The following is a 22,792-nucleotide window of genomic DNA, read 5'->3' as shown; positions in this document are numbered from 1 at the left end:
ATTATTTTTATAGCGACTTCATTGTGCCTTTTGGCAATACTGCAGATACTGCAGATTTTTGTACTGTTACTTCTGCCTGCTCGTTTAAAGAGATAACGATGAAATCTTTCTCTTCAGAAATCTTCACAATTTTACCCACTAAACCGCCTTGGGTAAGTACTTCATCGCCTTTAGCCATCATACTCATTAAGCTTTTGTGCTCTTTAACGCGCTTAGCTTGCGGGCGGTAGATTAAAAAGTAAAAAACCAAACCGAAAATAGCTAACATTATTAGCATTTCCCAACCACCGCTTGCCGCAGGTTGACCAGCTGCTGCGTGTGCATTTGAAATAAATAAACTCATGATACTTCCTCTTTAATTTTAAAGTTTAATTTTTTATATCTACTAGCTCTGGCACGTCTTGGCCTCGGCGAGCATAAAAATCTTGTACAAATTCTTCTAATTTACCTTCGCTAATTGCATTACGTAAACCTTCCATAACACGTTGATAGTAACGTAAGTTATGAATTGTGTTTAGTCGCGCACCTAAAATTTCGTTACATTTATCAAGGTGATGCAAATAAGCTCGTGAATAGTTTCCACACGTATGGCAATCACACTCAGGATCAAGTGGCCCTGTGTCTGTTTTATGTACTGCGTTACGTATTTTAACTACACCTGTGGTAATGAATAAATGGCCGTTACGCGCATTACGTGTTGGCATAACACAGTCAAACATATCAATACCACGGCGAACAGACTCAACTAAATCCTCTGGCTTGCCTACACCCATAAGGTAGCGTGGTTTGTCTTCTGGCATTTTAAACGCACAATGATCAAGAATATTCATCATTTCGTTTTTAGGCTCGCCTACTGATAGACCACCTAATGCATAGCCATCAAAGCCAATTTCTTCTAAGCCTGCTTGCGATTGTGCACGTAATTCTGGGTACATACCACCTTGAATAATACCAAACAAAGCAGATGGATTGTCGCCATGCCCTTCTTTTGAACGCTTAGCCCAACGAAGAGATAACTCCATAGAATCTTTAGCTTCTTTTTCAGTTGCTGGGTATGGCGTACACTCGTCAAAAATCATAACGATGTCTGAGCCTAAGTCGCGCTGTACTTCCATCGACTTTTCAGGCGACATCATAATTTCATCACCATTTACTGGAGATTGAAATAACACGCCTTCTTCAGTGATTTTACGCATTGCGCCTAAGCTAAATACTTGGAAACCGCCTGAGTCAGTTAAAATTGGGAAATCCCAATTCATAAAGTCGTGTAAATCACCATGTTGCTTAATGATTTCAGTACCTGGGCGAAGCATTAAATGAAAGGTATTACCTAAACATATTTGCGCACCAGTGGCTTTTACTTCATCTGGCGTCATACCTTTTACAGTACCGTAAGTACCAACAGGCATAAATGCAGGTGTTTCTATTACACCACGGTCAAAAATTAAGCGGCCGCGGCGCGCTTTTCCGTCAGTACAATCTAATTCAAATTTCATATCATCCTCAATGTCGGAAAAACAGTCCAACAAGCTATAATTTAACCGCTCGATTCTACCCTTTTTGCCTCATTAATACTATTAGCTGCGATAAATTCAATCTTGCTTATTACGCTAAACAAAAACCCCAGCAACGAAGCTGGGGTTTTTAATGTTTTTTACTGAGTATTAAATAACAAGCTGTTACTTGCGTGTTAAAAACATCGCATCACCGTAACTAAAAAAGCGGTATTTTTGTTCAATTGCGGTATTGTATGCGCCCATAATATTGTCTTGTCCGCTAAAAGCACTTACTAACATAATGAGTGTTGACTCAGGTAAGTGAAAATTAGTGACCATGGCATCAACAACATTAAATTGGTAACCCGGAAAAATAAATATATCGGTATCACCAAAATACGTATCTAACTTGCCGCCGTGAACTTTAGCTGCCGACTCTAATGAGCGTACTGAAGTTGTGCCAACCGCAATTACACGCCCGCCACTTGCTTTGGTTTGTGCAACGGCAGCAACTACATCATCGGGCACTTCTATGTACTCGGAATGCATTACATGCTCATCAACACTATCCACTCGTACTGGCTGAAAAGTACCGGCGCCAACGTGCAAAGTAACAAAAGCCATGTTTACACCTTTATCTTTTAGTGCCGTCATTAACTTATCGTCAAAATGTAAGCCCGCTGTTGGCGCAGCAACTGCACCTGGCTTTTCTCCATAAACAGTTTGGTAACGCTCGCGATCAGCTTCGGTATCAGGTCGGTCAATATAAGGAGGCAGTGGCATATGACCAATATCATTAAGTATATCTAGCACGTTTTGGCTATGATCAAACTCAAGCTCAAATAATGTATCGTGGCGTGCAACCATTATTGCTTTAGCTTTGCCTTCAAGAATAACTTCGTTACCAACCTTAAGCGACTTGCTCGCGCGTACGTGCGCAAGTACGCGATGTTCATCTAGCACTCGCTCTACAAGCACTTCAACTTTGCCGCCAGAGGCTTTTTGACCAAACATACGTGCTGGAATAACGCGTGTATTGTTAAAGACTAACAAATCGCCTTCGTTTACTAAATCAAGTATGTCGCTAAACACTTTATGTTCTAGAGTTCCGCTTGGGCCATCTAAAGTAAGTAAACGGCTGCTAGTTCTGTCCGCTTTAGGAAAACGAGCTATTAATTCATCAGGTAAGTCAAAGCTAAAGTCAGCCACGCGCATAATTAGTAATCCACATCATTTAAAATCGCGCCAAGTGTATATGTATCGGATATTAAGCTCAAGAAATCAGCCAAACTTATAATATCTTGTTTGCGTGTTTATCATTAAATTTTCTTGTTCTTATGGTTAAATGTCACTATTCTTGTTCGGCTGAATTATTATAAGTTACATTAGGGGTGTTCAACACGTGCCAAACCAGCTTAAATTGCTAATATTAAACGCAAGTAGTGCTGAACGCCGCGCGATTAAAGGCACTTTAGATAGCTTAAATGTATTTACCTTTACTGATGCGCAAGATAGCCAACAAGCTTTAAAGCTTTTAAAACAACACCCTGTTGATATTATAATAACGGGCATTAATGTTGGGAAAATTGACGGCTGGCGCTTTTCGAGGATGATCCGCTCAGGATTATTAAAAACACCGAAAAACACCCCAATTTTACTTATTCCGCCAATTTACTGTGAGCGTATTGCAGAAACAACAGCCCGAAGCTACGGGATAGATGCTGTACTGCCGTTTGAACATAAAGACATGCTCCCTCAAGTACTTGCGAATGTTTTATCTACTCACTTAGAAAAAAGTAGCCGGCTAAACTTATTATTATTAGAGCCACTTCAAAATACGGCCGACAAAATAAGTGAACAGTTAAAGTTAAACTTTGCTATTACTCACGTTACCTCAGCCAAAGCAGCACTAAACGCTTACAACCAACAGCAGTTTTCAATTGTGCTACTCGATGCCACTACATCAAGTGCAGAGAGCTCGAGTGTACTCGTTGAAGAAATCCTACAGCACAATTCTAAACAAGCTATTGTTACGATTATAGAAAGTGATGATGCTGATTACGCTGAGCAGCTTTTGCTGTCTGGTGTTACCGATTTTATTAGAGCCCCATACGACCCTTCATTTTTAAATAAAGTGTGTGACCACGCCGCACGACGTGAAGATTTTATGGTGAGTTATGCTGAGTTTGCTTACAAAGTAGAGCAGCTTAGCGTGAGCGAAGTGCGTTACAAAGAGTTATTTTCGGCTCATCAGCGTATTTTATTGCATTTGAATACGGTTGTTTTAGAGCTTGATCAGCAAGGGCATATTCGTTTTATTAACCCTGCATGGGAGGCATTGAGCGGTTTTGGTGTTAAATCATCGCTACAAACCCCATTAAGCGCTTATTGTAATAACGAAGATAAAGGAAGACTAAATTATACTATTAATGACATTTTACATGGTGGCGAGCAACAGCAACAAATAGAAGTAAAGCTCACCCATAAAAATGGCAATTTAATTTGGGTCGAATGCAGATTACAGCTAATCAAAAATAGTCGTAATAACGCGACCATAACTGCCACTATCGACAACATACATGAACGTAAACAAGCAGAGATCCAACTACGTCATTTAGCACACCATGACCCACTAACTGGTTTACATAACCGTTATTACTTTGATCAACAGCTTAATAAAATATGCCAAGATAAATACACGTATGATGGTATAGAGCATGCTGTTATTTATATTGACCTCGATCACTTTAAAATAATAAACGACAGCAAAGGTCACCACCAAGGTGACATAGTATTAAAAGAAGTGGCGCAATTATTTAAAACAAATATTGGCGAAGACCATTTGGTGTGCCGAATAGGCGGCGATGAGTTTGCAGTCATACTTACCGATATGAATTTACTGGATGCACACCTTATTGCAGAAGGTGTGTGTAGTGCGATAGAAAAACATGCTTTTAAATCAGAAGATCAGATATACACTATTAGCTGCTCTATTGGTTTAACTCAAATCACGACACAAAATAACGACCCTAATGAGTGTTTAAAACAAGCCGATATTGCTTTGTATATTGCCAAAAATTTAGGGCGTAACTTAGTACATTGCTACTCAAAAGAGGACGCTCAAAACAATACGCTTCAAACTGGGCTTGAATGGGGTCACGAAATTCGACAAGCACTGCAGCAAGATAATATTGAACTGCATTACCAACCTATTTGGGATTTTAAAGAGTGTAAAGTTGCTTATTTTGAAGCGCTCTTACGCTTAAAACTCAAAGGTAAACTTGTGTACCCAAATCAATTTATTCCCTCTTTAGAGATGCTTAACGACACATTTTTGATGGATCAATGCGTTATACGTAATGCCGTTGCTTGTGTGTCTAAGCACCCAGAGTTAAACCAAGTTGCTATTAATTTGTCAGCACAATCATTCTTAGATGAACGCTTATTGCCATTAATTGAATCAAATCTTGAAAAGTATAACGTGCCCCCTTCGCGGATAATTTTTGAAATAACTGAATCAGCAAGTATTAACAACTTAAAAGCGACTCGTAAAATGATTGAGAAGCTTAATAGCTTAGGCTGTCATTTTTCTATTGACGATTTTGGAACTGGCTTTAGTACATTTAACTATTTAAAGCAGCTTCCAGCACAACATGTAAAAATTGATGGCTCATTTGTAAGCGACATGCTTAATGACCCTATAGACTTAGCGTTAGTAAAAGCAATAAATGATATTAGTCGGTCTCTCGATAAGCGCTCTGTAGCTGAGTACGTTGAAAACGAAGAGATATTTTTTGCACTAAAAGAGATAGGTGTTGATTATGGACAAGGCTACTTTATTGCACGCCCAGTACCTGTTGAAAAAGTAAAAGATGAGCTTGAAAAAATTTCAAAAAATAAAACGTTTTACCAACAACAAGCTAGCCCAAAATAAACAAAATTAAACAATTTGTTACTACCAATATTACCTTTCTTGCCTATACTTTCAGTATCAAATAAAAAATGTCGTGCATTTTAATGTATTTCACTTTAAAAACATGACATTACCTTTTGGCGACGTAGTACTGATATTTATAGTGGGTTTCAAAGCTATTTAAGCTTTTAAGGAGAAAGGTATGACACAGCTAGTTATGTTATTACTGATTATACATTTTGCAATCGCGTATCAGTGTTATCGTTACGCAAATATTAAAGGCTACCCAGTTAAGGTTTTTACTGTATTAGGTTGCGTGCCTTACTTTAACTTGGTGGTATGGATTTATTTACTATTTTTACCCGAACTTGAGCCTTTTGAAAGCCATTTTAAAAATCAAAAGCAGCCTTTATAGGCTGCTTTCATTCATTTACTATTCTTATTTAGAAAAATCTAAACTACATTGGCGCTTTAAAAATATCTCAAGCTGTTGACTAAATAACTTAAAGTCGCGGATCCGCCCCGTAGTTTTCCGCCACAATATGCCAATATCTCTATATGCATCACTTTGTGATGGTGTAGCCACCATATTTTTATTATCTAAAATTCCGGCGTTAATCGCCATTTGTGGTAAAAAAGTCACCCCGAGCTGATGCTCAACCATACTTAATAATGTATGCAAGCTTGCTGCTTCAAATGGGTTAATACAGCTAGCACGATTTAAATGACATGCACTAAGCGCATGGCCTGTCATACAGTGCTCACGCTCGAGTAAGAATACGCTAGCCTCTGGTAATAGATTAAAGTCGACTACGCCCTTTGCAGCGCTGTAATCCTTATGGTGCACTAAACTAAACTGATCTTTTGCCAATACTTGTGTATGAAATTTATCGGTTTCGTATGGCAGTGCAAGTAGCGCTAAATCAATATGCCCATGCTCAAGTTTATCCAGTAGCTTATCACTCGTATCTTCTATTAATACCAGCTCTAAATCACAAAAGGTTTCTTTACAAAAGTGATACAGAGGAGCCGCTATAAAGCTAGCAATTGTAGGTATAACACCCACCGTTAATTTACCACTCAGTGGTGTTAAAAAGCTTTTAGTGAGCTCTTTTAAACTAATTGTATCGTTAATTATTTTACGAGAGCGCTCAACAACTTCTTCACCAATACTGGTAAACATGAGGCTGCGATTTTCGCGTTCAATAAGCTGGCAACCCAAAGTTTCTTCAAGATTTTGAATAGCACTGCTTAAAGTAGATTGCCCAATAAAACAGGCACTGGCAGCTCTGCCAAAGTGCTGATGTTGATGAACAGCTAATAAATACTGTAGCTGTTTGATACTTGGAAGATTGGTCATTTTTTCTTTCCACAAATAAAAAGACCCCAACACCTAGGGCATTGAGATCTTTTCAAGCTAAAAGTCTTTGAGTACTTTTTTGTTAAACCCCAAATGCGGTTCTTAGTACGTAGAAAATAACAATAGCAAGGGCAGCGCCAACTGGCAATGTAATTACCCAAGAAACTACAATGTTTCTGATAACACCCATGTTAAGTGCACCAATTCCACGTGCCATACCTACACCTAATACCGCACCTACTAAGGTTTGAGTAGTAGAGATTGGCATACCAGTACCTGATGCAATAACAACGGTAGAAGCAGCGGCTAGTTCAGCAGCAAAACCACGGCTAGGCGTTAAATGTGTAATGCCTTCACCAATCGTTTTAATTACTTTTTTGCCCAAAATAGCAAGACCCGCAACAATACCAAAACCACCTAGAGGTAGAATCCACCAAGCAATAGCCGCTTTTTTAGCAATTTCACCATTGTTTTCAACAATATTTACAACAGCAGCTAGTGGACCGATTGCATTAGCAACATCGTTAGAACCATGTGCAAAGGCCATACAACATGCTGTTAATACCATAAGAACAGCAAACACTTTTTCAACATTGTTGAATTGCATTTGTTTATCTGCTTTTGGATCGATATTTAAACGAGAAATAGCAATTTTACCAATTATAGCAACGACAACTGCTACAGCTATTGCTAAGGCGTACCCTTCGGCTGCACCTAAATCAACACCAACATGCTTTAAGCCTTTTTTAATTGTAACCAAGGCCATTATAAAACCTGCTAAACCCATATAAAGTGGTACATAGCGTTTAGCATTTTTTAGTGGTGCATCTGTATTAAAAATAAGTTTTTGTGCACTCATAAATATTAAGTATGCAATAAAGCCTGATATGGCGGGCGTTATAATCCAACTACCAACAATACCACCTACTTTATCCCATTGAATCGCCTCAGTACCAACAGCAACTAACGCAAAACCAATGATTGCACCAATGATTGAGTGAGTCGTTGATACTGGCCAACCCAAGAACGAGGCCATTAATAACCAAGCACCCGCTGCAAATAAAGATGAAATCATACCCAGAACCATAAGTTCAGGAATGTCTGCAAATGGTGCGGCATCGATAATTCCTTTACGAATTGTTGATGTAACCTCACCACCTGCTAAGTAAGCGCCTGCAAATTCAAAAATCATCGCTATAAAAATAGCTTGTTTGATTGTTAGCGCTTTTGAACCTACAGATGTGCCCATGGCGTTCGCTACGTCGTTCGCGCCAATACCATAAGCCATAAAAAAGCCGACTGCTGCGGCAATTAAAATTAATACCGTGCCGTAAGATGCAATGATATCCATTGTAAAACCTTAATCTTTCGTGTTTGAACTGATTTTAAATTAACGAGCTAACATCAGCTCAAGACGTGATCCTACGCGCTCTGCAATATCTGCAAGCTCGCCAACCCATTCAATGATTTTGTACAAAAACATAACATCAATTGGATTTAACTCACCCTCTACATCACGTAGCTGGCGGCGTACTTTTATCTGCATTTCGTCCGTGTCTTGTTCTATGGCATCCAATTCAACTAACATTTTTTCTACTAAGGTGACTTCTCGACCTTTAAAACCCGTTTCTAGCAATTCTTCTAATTCGTTAATTGCTTTAGATGCTTGTTTAGTCGCATCTACACAACGGGTTAAGTAAGCTAAGAAATCAGCTTGCATAACTTTTGGAATGGTCATTTCACGACCAATCACTCGCCCTGCAATATCTTTTGCTTTATTGGCAATTTTATCTTGTTGAGTTACTAGTTCGAGAAGATCTGTACGCTCTACCGGCATGAATAAACCACGCGGTAATTGTAAACGTATATCTCTTTTCATATCATCAGCTTCACGTTCTAAATTGCGAATAGTGATGCGAAGCTCTTCTGCTTGTACCCACTCTTCTTTAAATACGTGATTAAAAAAAGGTATCAAAGCTTTACTTGCTTGATGAACCTTCTTGATGTGTTCTTCCATTGGTTTGATAGGAGATTTTGCAAATACTCCTAAAAACGCGTTTGTAGGCATAACTGACCCTTTAATCAAATTGATATGCTTTGCAGCATGAATTTTACAGTATTAACCAAGATTGTGAACGCTTTTTATTACTTCACTAAAGCTTGCAATACACAAAGCGGCACTAAGCCGCTTTAATAGAAATACATGATGGATAAAAAATCATAGTGATTTTTCTATATCTTCTTGAGATGTATGGCGAATATCTTTGCCATTAACAAAATAAATAATGTATTCAGCAATGTTCTGACAGCGATCACCAATACGCTCTAATGAGCGAACAGACCAAACTAAGTCCATGATTTTAGGGATTGAGCGTGGATCTTCCATCATGTAAGTCATTATTTGACGTGTGATGGCTTCATATTCGCGGTCAACTTTTGCATCTTCTTTATGTACTTGAAATGCGCGTTGCACATCCATACGCGCAAATGCATCCAGTACGTCGTGTAGCATTTTTAAAACTTGACGGCCCATATTTTCAATATTTACTAATAAATCTTGCTGATCTTTGGTAAATGAGTCTAGTGCAACTTTAGCAATTCGCTCAGCTTCATCGCCAATACGCTCTAAATCAGCAATTGTTTTTGCAATTGCAATCACTAAACGTAAGTCGCTTGCTGCAGGCTGACGACGAGCAATAATACGCGTACACTCTTCATCAATGCTTACTTCCATTGCATTCACTTTATAATCGTTCTGACGTACCTTTTGAGCAAGCTCTGCATCGTTACGACTCACCGCATCAAGCGCACTGTTTAACTGCTGCTCAACTAAGCCACCCATACTTAATACATGATTACGTACATTTTCTAGTTCTTGGTTAAAACGCCCAGAAATATGTTTATTAATATTATGTTCCATAGTTACCTTCTCTCTTAATCTTGCACAACACGCTACAACGGGCTAATTAACCGTAACGACCGGTAATATAATCTTCGGTCTTTTTCTTCGTTGGTGTAGTAAATAAGGTATTTGTGTCTGAGTACTCAATCAATTCGCCCATATACATAAAGGCTGTTTGATCAGATACACGCGCTGCTTGTTGCATGTTATGTGTAACAATAACAACGGTAAATTGGTTTTTTAAATCGTTTATTAGCTCTTCGATTACCAAAGTAGAAATAGGGTCAAGTGCTGATGTAGGTTCATCTAATAAAAGAACTTCTGGCTCAATTGCAATTGAGCGAGCAATAACTAAACGCTGTTGCTGACCACCCGATAAGCCAAACGCGCTGTCGTGTAATCTATCTTTTACTTCATCCCATAAAGCAGCACCACGAAGTGATTGCTCTACCACTTCATCTAACTTACGCTTCTCTTTAATACCTTGTAAGCGTAGGCCATAAACCACATTTTCATAAATTGATTTAGGAAATGGGTTAGGACGCTGAAACACCATACCTACATTACGACGAAGTGCTGCTACATCTACGCTCTTATCGTAAATATTTTGACCGTGAAGTAATATTTCACCTTCAATACGACAAATATCTACCAAATCGTTCATGCGGTTAATACAACGTAATAACGTTGATTTACCACAGCCCGATGGTCCTATAAACGCAGTTACTTGGCCTTTTGGAATGTTCATATTTACTTTATTAAGCGCTTGCTTATCACCGTAGTAAAGATCGAGATCTTTAATCTCTAGCGCTTTTTGGTCATCCGTTAAATTTTCTAGGTCTAACTTCTGGCCTATATTAGCTTGGTTTACTTTTGGAGCGACTGTAATCATTTTTGTTACCTATAAAATCTTTACTAATTAGTGTTCAAGCGATCTGAATTTTTCACGTAAATGGTTACGTATACCAATGGCCGTTATGTTTAGGGTAATAATCACCGACACCAATAAAAAGGCCGTTGCGTATACCAGCGGGCGTGCCGCTTCAACATTAGGGCTTTGGAAGCCAACATCGTATATATGAAAGCCTAAGTGCATGAACTTTCTATCTAAGTGAAAATACGGGAAGTTGCCATCAAGTGGTAATGTAGGGGCCATTTTTACGACACCTACCAGCATTAACGGTGCAACTTCACCTGCAGCACGCGCAACTGCCAGTATTAAACCGGTCATAATTGCAGGGCTTGCCATTGGAATAATTATGCGCCATAACGTTTCTACTTTTGTTGCGCCAAGCGCTAGTGAACCATCACGTACGGTACTTGGAATACGAGATAAACCTTCTTCAGTCGATACAATAACAACTGGCAGCGTTAGTATAGCGAGCGTTAATGCCGACCACATTACACCTGGCGTACCAAATACTGGCGTTGGCGACGATTCTGGATAAAATAGTTGGTCTAAGCTACCACCTAACATGTATACAAAAAAGCCAAGGCCAAATACACCATATACAATTGAAGGAACACCAGCCAAGTTAATCACCGCGATACGAATCATTTTAGTGATTGCATTTTTAGCGGCGTACTCGTGTAAGTAAATCGCAGCAACAACGCCAAACGGTGTCACTATCACAGCCATCAACATAACCATAAACACAGTACCAAATATAGCAGGGAACACACCGCCCTCTGTATTTGCTTCACGTGGATCATCAGATACAAACTTACCTAGCTGTACAAAATAGTGACCTAGCTTTGCAAAAAAGCCCATGTCGTTTGGAAACCAAACATCAAGTACTTGGTACATTGGAATCGTTACAACCTCACCGCGCATATCTTTTACAGTTACGTGGTCACGTTTAGCTTGTTTGCGTAGTGCAAATAAATCTTTTTCAAGTACACCATACTGTGCACGTAATTCAGCACGCTCTTGAGCAAGCTCAGCAACACGCTCATCAGTAAGTGCATTATCGAGTAAGTAGCCCTTTTCTTTTAAACGAAGGCGTTCAAGTGCGTAGTTAATATGCCCAATGTCACCATTTTGCAAATCAAGTGCTTCGTCATTTAAGTCTACTGCACGCTCTACAAGCTCATGTAGCGCTTCAATCTTATCGCCTTCGACTGGTTTACCGTCTTTAATAACGTTTTGCACATAACCATAAAAGTTACCGTTTTTACTACGCTCAAATACTGCAAGCGCCGCTGGTGCTGTTTTATTTGTTATGTCGGTTTCTAATATCCAACGAAAATCTAAATCTACATATTCGCGGTTACCTGTTTTAATAAGTAAGCGCTCTATTTCTTCTTTTTCAAATCCGCTAACATCAATACCTGTGGCGGCTAAACGCGTTTTTGGTACTAATTCACGGTCGTAAACTTCGCCAATAACAGTTTGCTTTGCAATCGACCCTTCAAGTTCAAACTGTACAACTTCTGAAGGCCAGAAAAAGCTTAACCCTTTCCAGGCTATCATTGCTAATAAGCCTAAAACTGAAATCAAACTGATGCTCACTGCACCACCGGTCATCCAAATCCAAGGAGAACCAGACTTAAACCACTGCTTTACCATGTCATGTCTCTCCGCTTACATTGAGCTGTATTTTTCACGCAGTTGCTGGCGAACAAACTCAGCGACTGTGTTAAAAATGAATGTGAATATGAATAATACAAAGGCCGCTAAGAATAATATTCTATAGTGCGAACTACCTACTTCTGACTCTGGCATTTCAACTGCAATATTTGCTGCAAGCGTACGCATACCTTGGAAAATGCTCCAATCCATAATCGGTGTATTACCGGTTGCCATAAGTACAATCATGGTTTCGCCAACTGCTCGGCCAAGTCCCATCATTACCGCAGAGAAAATACCTGGGCTTGCTGTTAGTAATACAACACGTATTAGTGTTTGCCACTGCGTTGCACCTAATGCTAATGAGCCATTTGATAAATGCTTTGGAACACTAAATACCGCGTCTTCTGCAATTGAGAATATAGTAGGAATAACCGCAAAGCCCATCGCAATACCTACAACAAGCGAGTTACGTTGATCGAATGTCATACCCAGCTCATTTGTTAAGTACTGACGTACATTGCCGTCAAACATCCAAAGCTCAACAAATCCACTCATCGCAAACGAAAACCAACCAATAAGTAAGACGACCGGAATAAGGATAATTGAATGAGAACCTTCAGGAATTCTATGGCGAATTTTTGTTGGCAATTTAGTCCAAGCTAAGCCCGTCGCTAACATACCTAGCGGTAATAGTACGAGTAACCCAACAATCGCAGGTAAGTGTTCTTCTATTAACGGTGCTAACCAAAGACCCGCTAAAAAACCCAAAATAACCGTTGGTAATGCTTCCATTATTTCTACGGTAGGCTTAACCACTTTACGTAATTTGCTCGACATAAAGTATGCCGTGTAAATAGCCGCCGAAAGCGCGATTGGTACAGCAAACAACATAGCGTAAAGTGCAGCTTTTAATGTACCAAACGAAATTGGCACTAATGAAAACTTAGACTCAAAGTCATCACTAGCTGATGTTGACTGCCATATATAACCTGGCTCTGGGTAACCTTCGTACCACACTTCTTGCCAAAGTGCTGACCAAGTAACTTCTGGATGCTCGTTGTGAATATCTAATACGGTTAGTTTGTTATCCGCTAAAATTAACGCAGCATTTGAACGTGGTGCAATTGCAAAGTTCTCTATTGCACCTTCACTTACTTTACCTTGCCAAAGTTTTGCTTCACTTGTTGTGTAATACACACCTAGCTCACCATTATTGCCGGTAGTAAAAAAAGTACGACGGTAAAACTCAGTAAATATATTTAGCTTACTTTGCTTAGTCGTTTCAAATGAGCGAATTTTTTGATATTCGCGGCCTGTGTCAGTGTTTACTTCAAACCACTGCGAAACCTCACCGTTATCATTCGCAAGCATTAATGAGTTTGCACCAGCCAACAACTGTGCAGATACAATATTTGCATTTTCTTCGTTAGCCGAAAGTAATTGAATTTGCTCTACATCACTTGGGTCTCGTGTATCGTATACATACACTTGATTAGCAGAACGCACAAAAGTACGTGTTGTATCTGGCGACATTAATAACTCGTCTACACGTCCTTCAACATCAAGTTCTGTACGCTCAACAACCCACTCAACTTCACCAGTAAACATATTCTCTTCAGCAACAAAACTGCTAAACAGTACACGTTTATCTTCGGTAAGTGCTACAACTGCTGTTTTGTCTTCATAGTGACTAAATGCAAAGCGTTTAATAGCCGCACCTTGCTCATCTACTTCTAAAGCCATTTCCCCAAGAGGAAAACCTAAGCGAGGTGTTAATTTACGTTCGTTGTTTGGAAAGGTAACTAAAAATTTAGGTGCAACAACCATTACGGTGCCATCTTTTAAACCAAACGCATAATGCCCTTGAAAAGGCGCGCTAGTTGCAAAGCTTGTTGCATCACTAGGTAACTCTGCATTAAGCATTTTGAGTTTTTTACCAAAACTACCTGACTCAACACTGTAAAAATCAACCTGCCCCTGCTCACTTAGTAAGTAAGCTACTTCAGTTTGCTCTTCTACGCCTAAACCTACTATTTGCTGTGAATTAGCAACATGAAAGCTATCGCGCTTTTCTACTTTTGCTGATTCAAAAATTGGCTGTACTACATAAAGAAGGTAAAAGAATATTAATAGCAGCGCTACTAATACCATTATCCCACCTGCGGTTATGCCAAATTTGGCAAACCGATCTTTAAATAGACGGCTTCGATCCGTATTAAAAGTCGGCTTATTCGGATTTGAAGTCATCAAAACACCCTTAAATCTTAACGTTGCATAAATTATATTTCATCAAGATGACAGTATTGTTACAACGGTAACAATAAGCACTCTAAAACAGCTTTAAATAAAACTAACGAGGGAAAAGTCTAAATTAGCTTCAAATAGGTGATTTATAAGTGAACTAAATTATAAAATAATTGGACAAAGTATTTATCGAGGTCAATACTAAAAGAGTACTTAGTAAATAATAATGACTATTAATACTGCGTATAGTCAACACAACTATATCCATTTTTTTAACTTATAATCAAAGATTTATAAAAAAGTGCAACAACACACAATTTAAATTAGACAACATACTTAATGCCTATGCATTTACTTTCTTTGGGCTTAAAAAGAGAATTATTTATGAAGCAGTTGGTTATAACTATTTTAGGGAAAGATCGCCCTGGTTTAGTAGAGAGCATCTCATCAGTCGTATTACAGAATCATGGCAACTGGCTAAGCAGTAACTTAAGCCATTTATTAGGTCATTTTGCAGGTATTATTCAACTTGAAGTTGCTGAGGAGCATTTTCAATCATTACAAAGTGCTTTAAATAAGTTACCTAAGTTAGACGTTCGTATTGAAACCGGAAACACAGAGATTGAACCATCAACACTAGAGCAAATTAATCTAGTTATAACAGGTAACGACCGTCCTGGTATTGTTCAAGAACTGGCAAGTGTAATACGTCATAAAGGCGCTAATATTACTCACTTAAATTCAAGACAACAAAGTGCACCTAATTGGGGAGTGCCTATTTTTAGCGCTGTTGCTACCGTTACTTTGCCAAATGGTATGGATAAAGACGAAGTTATTGAAGCATTGGAATCAATTACAAGTGATTTAATTGTAGATACGGAAGAAGTTTAACCTCCATTTATGCGTGCCATACAACTGACACGCATACCATTTCAGTCCATCAAAATGCTCTGCAGATTATTTAACGCAGACATAAAATAAGCCGATGCAAGCATCAGCTATTTTAAATAATCACCTTAAAGCTAATAAGAGCGAGATAAACTCAGTAATCCCGCTCTTTTATAAAGCTACATATCCATATGACGATTAGTACTTTGCATCATTTGCTTTATACCTTGCTTTTCAAGCTCTAGTATTTGTTGAAGCTTTTCTTGCCCACTTTCGGTTTCGGCGCGTTCAAGTAAGTATTCATATAACTCAATCACTTTTTGATGTTGCTGTGCTAAATAGCCTTGAATGACTTCTTCATCGAATTGCTGATCTTTACTAATGTCTTCAAAAGTAATTAGCTCAGGATTTTTAGCAAAGTATTCATAACTGTACGTATCGAGCGTATTTATTTCGGTTATCGCTTTAAACCCGACTAAATCTTCGGCGAGTTTTTTTTCGTAATTTAGGTAGTAGTCCACCAGCATTGCATTATGTTCATCGAGTAAATCCTTTACGCTATAAAAATTAGCCGCCATTTGCGTATGAAACAAAACGGTCCAATCGTATACCTCTTTAATTGTTTTAACTTGCATGTGCATTCCTTACTTAGTTGACTGTATAGGTAATACACTGCGTAAAGCGTGCCAATTAAAAAGCTATTTAAAAACAGTTAGTTAATTTAAACATGAGTAATAACTCGCTATTTAATAGAACAACTTACAAATTATAGGTAATTTTTATAGAGCAATGCGTGAGTAGTAACAGCATTGCTCTATAGTCTTGTTGTTTTATATTATTTAAGTCCTTGTTTGCGCCACAGCAAGTAAACCGCAGGAATAACAAGTAAGGTGAGTACAATTGCACTGCCCATACCGCCAACCATAGGCGCTGCTATTCGGCTCATTACTTCGCTTCCGGTGCCCGTGCCATAAAGTACAGGTAATAAACCGATAATAATTGTCGCGACAGTCATCATAACCGGGCGTACTCGAAGCCCTGCTCCTTCAATAATAGCTTGCTGTAATTGTACTAAGCTAAGTGGCTTACCTGCTTGCTCTGCTTCGAGGCACTTTTCTTGATAGGCTTGGTTTAAATACACCAACATAATGACCCCAATTTCTACCGCTACCCCAGCTAAGGCAATAAAGCCTACACCTACTGCAACTGAAAAGTTAAAGCCCTCTAAATACATTAGCCATACGCCACCAATCATTGCCAGTGGCAACGTAGCCATAATAATAGTGACCTCAGCAAAGCTTCTAAAATTAAGGTAAAGCAATACAATAATAATCGCTAATGTAAGTGGTAATACATAAGTCAGTTTTTCTTTAGCGCGCTGCATGTATTCATACTGCCCAGCCCACGTAATTGAGTAGCCAGCAGGTAGTATTAGGTCTTTATCGAGCACTTGCTGAGCGTGCTCAACGTAAGTACCAATATCAACGCCATCTATATCAATAAAACTCCAACCGTTTAAACGTGCATTTTCGCTTTTTATACCAGGCGGTCCATCTTCAATAAATACATCGGCTACATCACCAAGTGCTATACGCTGCCCTGTAGGCGTTACAATAGGTAACAACATTAACTCTTCTGGCGAGTCTCTGTATGCTTGCGGATAACGTAAATTAACAGGGTAACGCTCTTGCCCTTCTACCGTTTGTGTTACGTTTGTACCACCTATTGCAGTAGATACAACCTGCTGTACGTCGCTAATGTTTAAACTATAACGCGCAGCTTTTTCACGATTTATATCTACTTTTATATAACGTCCACCGGCTACTCGCTCTGAGTAAACCGATGCGGTGCCTTGAACATCTTTTAGAAGCACTTCTATTTGTTGACCAATTTTTTGAATTTCGCTCAACTTTGGTCCCGCAACTTTAATTCCCACAGGGGTTTTAATACCCGTTGCGAGCATATCAATACGTGTTTTAATTGGCATAACCCACGCATTTGTAAGCCCAGGGAACTTAACCAAACCATCGAGTTCTTTTTTAAGCTTTTCAAGAGTCATACCCTCGCGCCATTCGTCTTTTGGCTTTAGCTGAATAAACGTCTCTATCATTGTAAGCGGCGCAGGATCTGTTGCAGTTTCTGCTCGCCCAACTTTACCAAATACTGTTTTAACCTCGGGTACTGTGGCAATTAACTTGTCGGTTTGCTGTAGTATTTCGCGCGCTTTACCTACCGATAAACCAGGATACGTTGTGGGCATATACATTAAATCGCCCTCATCGAGTGGCGGAATAAATTCACTACCTATTTTATTTACCGGGTAAAAGCCAATAACAGAAACAACCACCGCGAGTACCAATGTCATTTTTGGAAATTTAAGCACCCAGTTAAGTAGTGGACGATACGCTGCGACGAGTAATCGATTAACTGGATTTTTTTGCTCCGAAATGACCTTACCTCTAATAAAGTAACCCATTAATACCGGCACTAAGGTAATCGCAAGCCCAGCAGACGCAGCCATAGCATAGGTTTTAGTGTAAGCCAGTGGCGCAAACATACGCCCTTCTTGTGCTTCTAAAATAAATACCGGCATAAAGCTGACGGTAATAATTAATAAACTAAAAAATAATGCAGGACCCACTTCACTCGCCGATTTAGCCACAACTTCCCAGCGGTTTTCGTTGGTAAGGGGCGTTTTTTCCATATGCTTATGCATATTTTCAATCATAACGATAGCGCCATCGGTCATTGCGCCTATGGCTATTGCAATCCCCCCTAAAGACATAATATTGGCGTTAATCCCCTGCCAATACATAATTATAAATGCCGTTAAAATTCCAAGCGGTAACGTAATAATCGCTACAAGTGATGAGCGCACATGAAATAAAAACACCACACACACTAAGGCAACTACAATAAGCTCTTCAATTAGCTTACTTGTTAGATTATCTACCGCGTTATTTATTAAGTTGGAGCGATCGTACACAGGGACTATTTCAACGCCCTCTGGTAATCCCTTTTTAAGCGATTCTAACTTTGCTTTTACGAGTTCAATGGTTTTTTGTGCATTTTCGCCATAGCGCATAATAACAATGCCGCCGGTTACTTCACCTTCGCCATTTAGCTCTGCTACACCACGGCGCATTTGCGGCCCGACTCGAATATCAGCTACATCACGCAATTGCAGCGCAGTACCGTTGGCGTTTACACCAAGCGGAATAGCTTCCAAGTCGGCAACACTCTTAATGTAGCCTGTGCTTGTTACCATGTATTCAGCTTCAGCCATTTCAACTACCGAGGCGCCCATCTCTTGGTTGCCTTGTTGAATAGCGGTTTGAATAAGGCTAAGCGGAATACCATATGCGCGTAATTTATCAGGCTCTACATTGACTTGGTATTGCTTAACCATGCCACCAACAGCAGCCACTTCAGATACACCGGGCACAGTTTGTAGCTCAAACTTTAAAAACCAATCTTGTAAGCTTCGTAGCTGACTAATATCGTGTTTATTTGTTTTATCAATTAGTGCGTATAAGTAAATCCAACCTACGCCTGTTGCATCAGGGCCAAGCTCTGGCGTAGCGCTATCGGGTAATCTACTCGCTACTTGGCTTAGGTATTCTTGTACTCGGCTACGCGCCCAATACAAATCGGTTTTTTCGTCAAAAATAACGTAAACGTACGAGTCACCAAAAAACGAAAAACCCCTTACAGTTTGTGCACCCGGCACAGAAAGCATTGCTGTGGTGAGCGGAAATGTAACTTGGTCTTGCACTACTTGCGGCGCTTGCCCCGGGTAAGTGGTTTTTATAATGACCTGAACATCAGATAAGTCAGGCAAGGCATCCACGGGCGTATTTTTTACCGCAAACAATCCTCCACCCAGTAAAATTAATGTAAGCAACAACACAAAAAAGCGATTGCTAACAGACCAGCGAATAATGGCAGTTATCATAATGGCTCCTAGTGAGAACTATGTTGCATAGTAGAATGATCAATCGGCTCTGCGTTTTGCGCTTTAGTAATTACAAATTCATCGTTAATAATGCTAAAAGTAAAATTAATATACTGGGCATTTTCAAACTGAGTAATATCAATATCTGGCGCTAATACAAAGTCCATTGTGGCGGGTTCTCGATTCCATTTTTCAATGGCTTCTCGGCTAATATTAATAATGCGATTTTGTATATCTATGGCATTAATAGTGCCGTTAACCGTGGCGTTTTGTGGCTGCATATCTATGTTCATATTTGAGTCTGAACCAGAATCCGAACTCATACCTGAGCTAATACTAGAACTAGGCATTTCCATTCGTTTAAAGTCGGAGCTTTTACTCGATTCAGAGTCTATTAAAAATTGCGCTGAAGTCACTACCGTGTCACCTGTCATTACACCTGACAAAATGACCGCTTCATTACTATTAATTTGCCCAACTTCAACTTCTACCGATTTAAAACGACCCTCACCTAATGCAATAACCACGCGGTTTTGATGCTGCGTGCGGATTACCGCTTCTTTAGGGACTGTAAATTGCGCCTTACTCGCTTTAGCGTGAATGCTCACTTGTGCAAACATATTTGGTTTTAACCGATGATCTGCATTTTCAAACCTAAGCCTTACACGCAGAGTCCGGTTTTTAGCATCAAGCGCGGGGTAAATGTAATCAACCTTACCTTCCCACTTTTGACCTTTTAAGTAATCAAGCGTCATTGTAACGGGCAACCCAACACTCACTTGTTCTGATTGGCGCTCGAACACTTCCGCCTCTACCCAAATTTCATCAAGCTGGGCAATACTCATCATTGATGTGCCTGGTTTAACGTAAAAGCCTTCTCGTACTGTTAGCTCATCTACCACACCACTTTGCTTTGCGTAAAAAGTAATATTTTGCATTATCTTTTTATTTTTTTGTAAGCGCTCGATAAATCCATCAGACACATTTAACGACTCTAAACGCGCCTTTGCAGCGCGAATTAACACGGTATTATTACGATTAACCGCCAATAAAAGCTCTTCCTGTGCGTTCACCAATTGTGGTGAATACAATGTATATAAAGGCTCACCGGCTTTAACTTCTGCACCTTGTGCTTTAACATATAAACTTTCAATCCAGCCTTCTACACGCGGATGAATGTGAATAAGTTGGTCTTGGTTATATTGCACATAACCCACAGTATTTATATCGCTGTGAAGTGTTTTAAGCTCTACTTTGGCCGTTCTTACACCAAAGTTATTAACGACTGCAGGCGAAATAGTTACAGCACCAGGTCCATCCTGAGCGTTGCTAGCGTTTTCATACACAGGTACTAAATCCATTCCCATTGGCGACAGCCCTGGCGTGTCACGCCTGTAATTACTATCCATAGGGGCTACCCAATATAAGGGCTGTTTGTCTGCGCTTTGTTGTTCATTCATTGCCGAGTTGCTAGGTAAAAACTGCATTACTAAGCCGCCTATTAACCCAAAGGCGCCTGCGCCAACTAAGGCGGCAACAAGTAACTTTAAATTAGTATTCATTGTGTAATTCTCCAGTTTGCTCGCTCATTACTTGGGGGTCTAAGCTACTTGCATAATAATTAAGGCGGGCGGTAATAATATGTTGATCTACTTGAATATTCAGTGCATCAATTTTGGCGTTAAGTTCACTAATGCGCGCGCGCATCACGTCAGAAAAATCCCCGTCGTCGCGTGTATAAGCATTTAGTGTTGCCTGAGATTGCTCTGACATTTGCGGTAATAACGTATTTTGATAAAGCGCATCGCGTTTTTGCAAACGAGCGAGTTGGCTAAACTCCTTAAAGTACATGCCTTTGAGTTTTTGAAGCGCCACCAGCTTTTGTGTTTTAGTAGCTTCTGCACTAGCAATAGCCGATTTAACCTGTTGATCTTGTCTGTTATCAGTAAACAATGGCAAATCAATACTAAACCCTACAGAGAGTAAATCAGCTCGCGACTCACCCATCGGGGTATCATCTCGGTAACCATAACCCACATTAACGCCCATCTGAGGTTTGTAGCTTTGCTTAGCGAGTGCAACTTCGGTTTGCTTTGCCGTTACGGTTTTATCTATCGCAATAATTGCGGGATGCGTCATAAGCAACTGTATTAGCTCATCAAATTCAAGGCTCGCAAAATCAACCAGCCCTGCGGTTTTAGTAAACTCAGTATTTAAAGGCTGCATAAGCATATTCATAGGTAACCACTGTGCTAAACGGTTTTTAGCACTTTCAAATTGCTGCTCAAGCATAACCAGCTTATCTTCAAGACGGGTGAGTTCTAATTGCGCACGAATAATATCTTGCTGACGTGTTTTACCTAAGGTGCTTGCGTAGCTTGCTTCGGTAATGTCAATAAGTTGAGTAAATAGCCCTTTATCTAGCTCAATTAAAGCAATACTTCGCTGAGCACGATACGCGTTTAACCACGACTCAATCACAATTGCTTTTACTTGTGCTAAGCGATCGGCGCGCTGCCAAGGGTATTGTTGAGCAGACTGTGCTAATGCTTTTTGTCTAAGCGCTAAACTATTCCCTCGGCTAAACTTTTGGCTCAAATCAACTTTAAGCTGCGTCATCCCTTCTTGGTCAAACGCATAACCGTTAGTAGGTAAGTTGAGTAAGCCAACCGTTAAAACAGGATCGGGTAAGGTGCCTGCAGCAATGCTTTGCGCTATTGCTGCATCTTCTTGGTAGCCACTCGCTTTTAGCCATGGCTCATGCGTTAGCGCATAATTAAGCGCTTGCGTTAAGCTAAGCGTTTGCTCATTACTAGTTTGCTTTAGTATTTCGGTATTTAGGTTATTTTGATTGTTTTGCGCATTAACAGCGGTGCTAAATAACACAACACTACATAATACGACTTTAATACTTACAGCGTGGTTCATCACCTGCTCCATCTAAAAATAAAAGAAAATCTTAAATTAGGAAGCAAAAAAGGTGTTTAGGAGTTACCAATAAACGGGGTTACCGCAATTTTTACATACACCTATCCTGCTATTAAGCAGACATAGGAGGGCGATAGAGTGAACGAGGTATATTAATTTGTGTAGTAAATACACGTACATTTACTTTTTCAGATTCAAGTAAAGTAACGCTAAATAAAGTATCAACATTAAGCATTGAGTTAGCAGCGCAGCCACTCATAGGGCATTTGCAGTCATTTTGTGGCGTACTTTCGTCGTCGCAACAATCCATCTGCATCATATTTTCAGACATGCTAACGACAGCTGTTGCATCACTACTTTGTATCATTGGCATTTGGGCATGCGTTGCTGTTTTAGTTGGCATATGTGGCATTTCGCATACCATAGCTACAGACGCAACTGCCTGACCCACAAAAGTGAGCAGTAAAGTTATCATGAGTAAACTAGAGTAAAAACGTTGCAACATTATGCCTTTTAATAAACTTTAAAATGATT

18 protein-coding genes are annotated in these 22,792 nt (G+C 39.6%); 3 read left to right on the top strand and 15 right to left on the bottom strand.

Features of this window, described 5'->3' with window-relative positions; all coding sequences use genetic code 11:
* Positions 1-7: 7 nt before the first annotated feature.
* The 3 genes from yajC to queA form a co-directional block, all read right to left on the bottom strand.
* Positions 8-343 (bottom strand): preprotein translocase subunit YajC, encoded by a 336-nt coding sequence (gene yajC, locus CXF89_RS02955; RefSeq protein WP_007586472.1) that lies wholly within the window; start codon positions 341-343, stop codon positions 8-10.
* A 25-nt stretch (positions 344-368) separates the two neighbouring features.
* Positions 369-1,496 carry a tRNA guanosine(34) transglycosylase Tgt gene (gene tgt / locus CXF89_RS02950; RefSeq protein ID WP_007586471.1) on the bottom strand — a complete coding sequence of 376 codons (1,128 nt, stop codon included), beginning with the start codon at positions 1,494-1,496 and terminating at the stop codon, positions 369-371.
* A 183-nt stretch (positions 1,497-1,679) separates the two neighbouring features.
* Entirely contained in the window at positions 1,680-2,711 is a 1,032-nt protein-coding gene (gene queA, locus CXF89_RS02945; protein ID WP_010554380.1) for a tRNA preQ1(34) S-adenosylmethionine ribosyltransferase-isomerase QueA, read from the bottom strand.
* A 187-nt stretch (positions 2,712-2,898) separates the two neighbouring features.
* Between queA and CXF89_RS02940 the strand changes: the two genes are divergently transcribed.
* Positions 2,899-5,430: a two-component system response regulator gene (locus tag CXF89_RS02940; protein WP_121953758.1), complete on the top strand. Its 2,532-nt coding sequence runs from the start codon at positions 2,899-2,901 to the stop codon at positions 5,428-5,430.
* A gap of 181 nt (positions 5,431-5,611) precedes the next feature.
* Complete coding sequence (locus tag CXF89_RS02935) at positions 5,612-5,824, top strand: hypothetical protein (RefSeq protein WP_121953757.1); 213 nt, start codon at positions 5,612-5,614, stop codon at positions 5,822-5,824.
* A gap of 24 nt (positions 5,825-5,848) precedes the next feature.
* Here the strand turns inward: CXF89_RS02935 and CXF89_RS02930 are convergent, their stop codons facing one another.
* From CXF89_RS02930 to CXF89_RS02900, 7 genes are all read right to left on the bottom strand, one after another.
* The gene (locus tag CXF89_RS02930; RefSeq protein ID WP_007586467.1) at positions 5,849-6,769 is read right to left on the bottom strand and encodes a hydrogen peroxide-inducible genes activator; all 921 of its coding nucleotides are present in this window, start codon (positions 6,767-6,769) and stop codon (positions 5,849-5,851) included.
* Positions 6,770-6,851: 82 nt separating this feature from the next.
* A complete protein-coding gene (locus tag CXF89_RS02925) occupies positions 6,852-8,120 on the bottom strand; it encodes an inorganic phosphate transporter (protein ID WP_007586466.1) in 1,269 nt (422 codons plus the stop codon).
* A gap of 39 nt (positions 8,121-8,159) precedes the next feature.
* Entirely contained in the window at positions 8,160-8,837 is a 678-nt protein-coding gene (locus CXF89_RS02920) for a TIGR00153 family protein (protein WP_002957838.1), read from the bottom strand.
* Positions 8,838-8,987: 150 nt separating this feature from the next.
* A complete protein-coding gene (gene phoU / locus CXF89_RS02915; RefSeq protein ID WP_007586465.1) occupies positions 8,988-9,689 on the bottom strand; it encodes a phosphate signaling complex protein PhoU in 702 nt (233 codons plus the stop codon).
* 46 nt (positions 9,690-9,735) lie between these two features.
* Positions 9,736-10,563, bottom strand: a complete 828-nt coding sequence (gene pstB / locus CXF89_RS02910; RefSeq protein ID WP_007586464.1) for a phosphate ABC transporter ATP-binding protein PstB — start codon at positions 10,561-10,563, stop codon at positions 9,736-9,738.
* 27 nt (positions 10,564-10,590) lie between these two features.
* Positions 10,591-12,240 carry a phosphate ABC transporter permease PstA gene (gene pstA, locus CXF89_RS02905; RefSeq protein WP_121953756.1) on the bottom strand — a complete coding sequence of 550 codons (1,650 nt, stop codon included), beginning with the start codon at positions 12,238-12,240 and terminating at the stop codon, positions 10,591-10,593.
* Positions 12,241-12,255: 15 nt separating this feature from the next.
* The gene (locus CXF89_RS02900) at positions 12,256-14,490 is read right to left on the bottom strand and encodes an ABC transporter permease subunit (protein WP_121953755.1); all 2,235 of its coding nucleotides are present in this window, start codon (positions 14,488-14,490) and stop codon (positions 12,256-12,258) included.
* 381 nt (positions 14,491-14,871) lie between these two features.
* Here CXF89_RS02900 and CXF89_RS02895 point away from each other — a divergent pair, with 381 nt between their 5' ends.
* The gene (locus CXF89_RS02895; RefSeq protein WP_007586460.1) at positions 14,872-15,378 is read left to right on the top strand and encodes a glycine cleavage system transcriptional repressor; all 507 of its coding nucleotides are present in this window, start codon (positions 14,872-14,874) and stop codon (positions 15,376-15,378) included.
* A gap of 176 nt (positions 15,379-15,554) precedes the next feature.
* Here the strand turns inward: CXF89_RS02895 and CXF89_RS02890 are convergent, their stop codons facing one another.
* From CXF89_RS02890 to CXF89_RS02870, 5 genes are all read right to left on the bottom strand, one after another.
* Positions 15,555-16,010: a hypothetical protein gene (locus tag CXF89_RS02890; RefSeq protein WP_007586459.1), complete on the bottom strand. Its 456-nt coding sequence runs from the start codon at positions 16,008-16,010 to the stop codon at positions 15,555-15,557.
* 200 nt (positions 16,011-16,210) lie between these two features.
* A complete protein-coding gene (locus tag CXF89_RS02885; RefSeq protein ID WP_121953754.1) occupies positions 16,211-19,330 on the bottom strand; it encodes an efflux RND transporter permease subunit in 3,120 nt (1,039 codons plus the stop codon).
* Positions 19,331-19,338: 8 nt separating this feature from the next.
* On the bottom strand, positions 19,339-20,892 hold the full coding sequence (locus CXF89_RS02880) for an efflux RND transporter periplasmic adaptor subunit (protein WP_121953753.1): 1,554 nt from the start codon (positions 20,890-20,892) through the stop codon (positions 19,339-19,341).
* Positions 20,882-22,258: a TolC family protein gene (locus CXF89_RS02875; RefSeq protein WP_121953752.1), complete on the bottom strand. Its 1,377-nt coding sequence runs from the start codon at positions 22,256-22,258 to the stop codon at positions 20,882-20,884. Before CXF89_RS02875 ends, CXF89_RS02880 begins: the two co-directional genes overlap by 11 nt.
* A 112-nt stretch (positions 22,259-22,370) precedes the next feature.
* Positions 22,371-22,733, bottom strand: a complete 363-nt coding sequence (locus CXF89_RS02870) for a hypothetical protein (protein WP_308304262.1) — start codon at positions 22,731-22,733, stop codon at positions 22,371-22,373.
* Positions 22,734-22,792 lie beyond the last annotated feature (59 nt).

Origin of the sequence: Pseudoalteromonas sp. MelDa3, assembly GCF_002863625.1 — a bacterium.
Lineage (GTDB): Bacteria > Pseudomonadota > Gammaproteobacteria > Enterobacterales > Alteromonadaceae > Pseudoalteromonas > Pseudoalteromonas arctica.
This window is presented reverse-complemented; position numbering and strand designations above follow the sequence as displayed.

Coding starts and splice junctions, on each gene's coding strand:
- yajC (WP_007586472.1), bottom strand. CDS start 343: ATGAGTTTATTTATTTCAAATGCACACGCAGCAGCTGGTCAACCTGCG.
- tgt (WP_007586471.1), bottom strand. CDS start 1,496: ATGAAATTTGAATTAGATTGTACTGACGGAAAAGCGCGCCGCGGCCGC.
- queA (WP_010554380.1), bottom strand. CDS start 2,711: ATGCGCGTGGCTGACTTTAGCTTTGACTTACCTGATGAATTAATAGCT.
- CXF89_RS02935 (WP_121953757.1), top strand. CDS start 5,612: ATGACACAGCTAGTTATGTTATTACTGATTATACATTTTGCAATCGCG.
- CXF89_RS02930 (WP_007586467.1), bottom strand. CDS start 6,769: ATGACCAATCTTCCAAGTATCAAACAGCTACAGTATTTATTAGCTGTT.
- CXF89_RS02925 (WP_007586466.1), bottom strand. CDS start 8,120: ATGGATATCATTGCATCTTACGGCACGGTATTAATTTTAATTGCCGCA.
- CXF89_RS02920 (WP_002957838.1), bottom strand. CDS start 8,837: ATGCCTACAAACGCGTTTTTAGGAGTATTTGCAAAATCTCCTATCAAA.
- phoU (WP_007586465.1), bottom strand. CDS start 9,689: ATGGAACATAATATTAATAAACATATTTCTGGGCGTTTTAACCAAGAA.
- pstB (WP_007586464.1), bottom strand. CDS start 10,563: ATGATTACAGTCGCTCCAAAAGTAAACCAAGCTAATATAGGCCAGAAG.
- pstA (WP_121953756.1), bottom strand. CDS start 12,240: ATGGTAAAGCAGTGGTTTAAGTCTGGTTCTCCTTGGATTTGGATGACC.
- CXF89_RS02900 (WP_121953755.1), bottom strand. CDS start 14,490: ATGACTTCAAATCCGAATAAGCCGACTTTTAATACGGATCGAAGCCGT.
- CXF89_RS02895 (WP_007586460.1), top strand. CDS start 14,872: ATGAAGCAGTTGGTTATAACTATTTTAGGGAAAGATCGCCCTGGTTTA.
- CXF89_RS02890 (WP_007586459.1), bottom strand. CDS start 16,010: ATGCAAGTTAAAACAATTAAAGAGGTATACGATTGGACCGTTTTGTTT.
- CXF89_RS02885 (WP_121953754.1), bottom strand. CDS start 19,330: ATGATAACTGCCATTATTCGCTGGTCTGTTAGCAATCGCTTTTTTGTG.
- CXF89_RS02880 (WP_121953753.1), bottom strand. CDS start 20,892: ATGAATACTAATTTAAAGTTACTTGTTGCCGCCTTAGTTGGCGCAGGC.
- CXF89_RS02875 (WP_121953752.1), bottom strand. CDS start 22,258: ATGAACCACGCTGTAAGTATTAAAGTCGTATTATGTAGTGTTGTGTTA.
- CXF89_RS02870 (WP_308304262.1), bottom strand. CDS start 22,733: ATGATAACTTTACTGCTCACTTTTGTGGGTCAGGCAGTTGCGTCTGTA.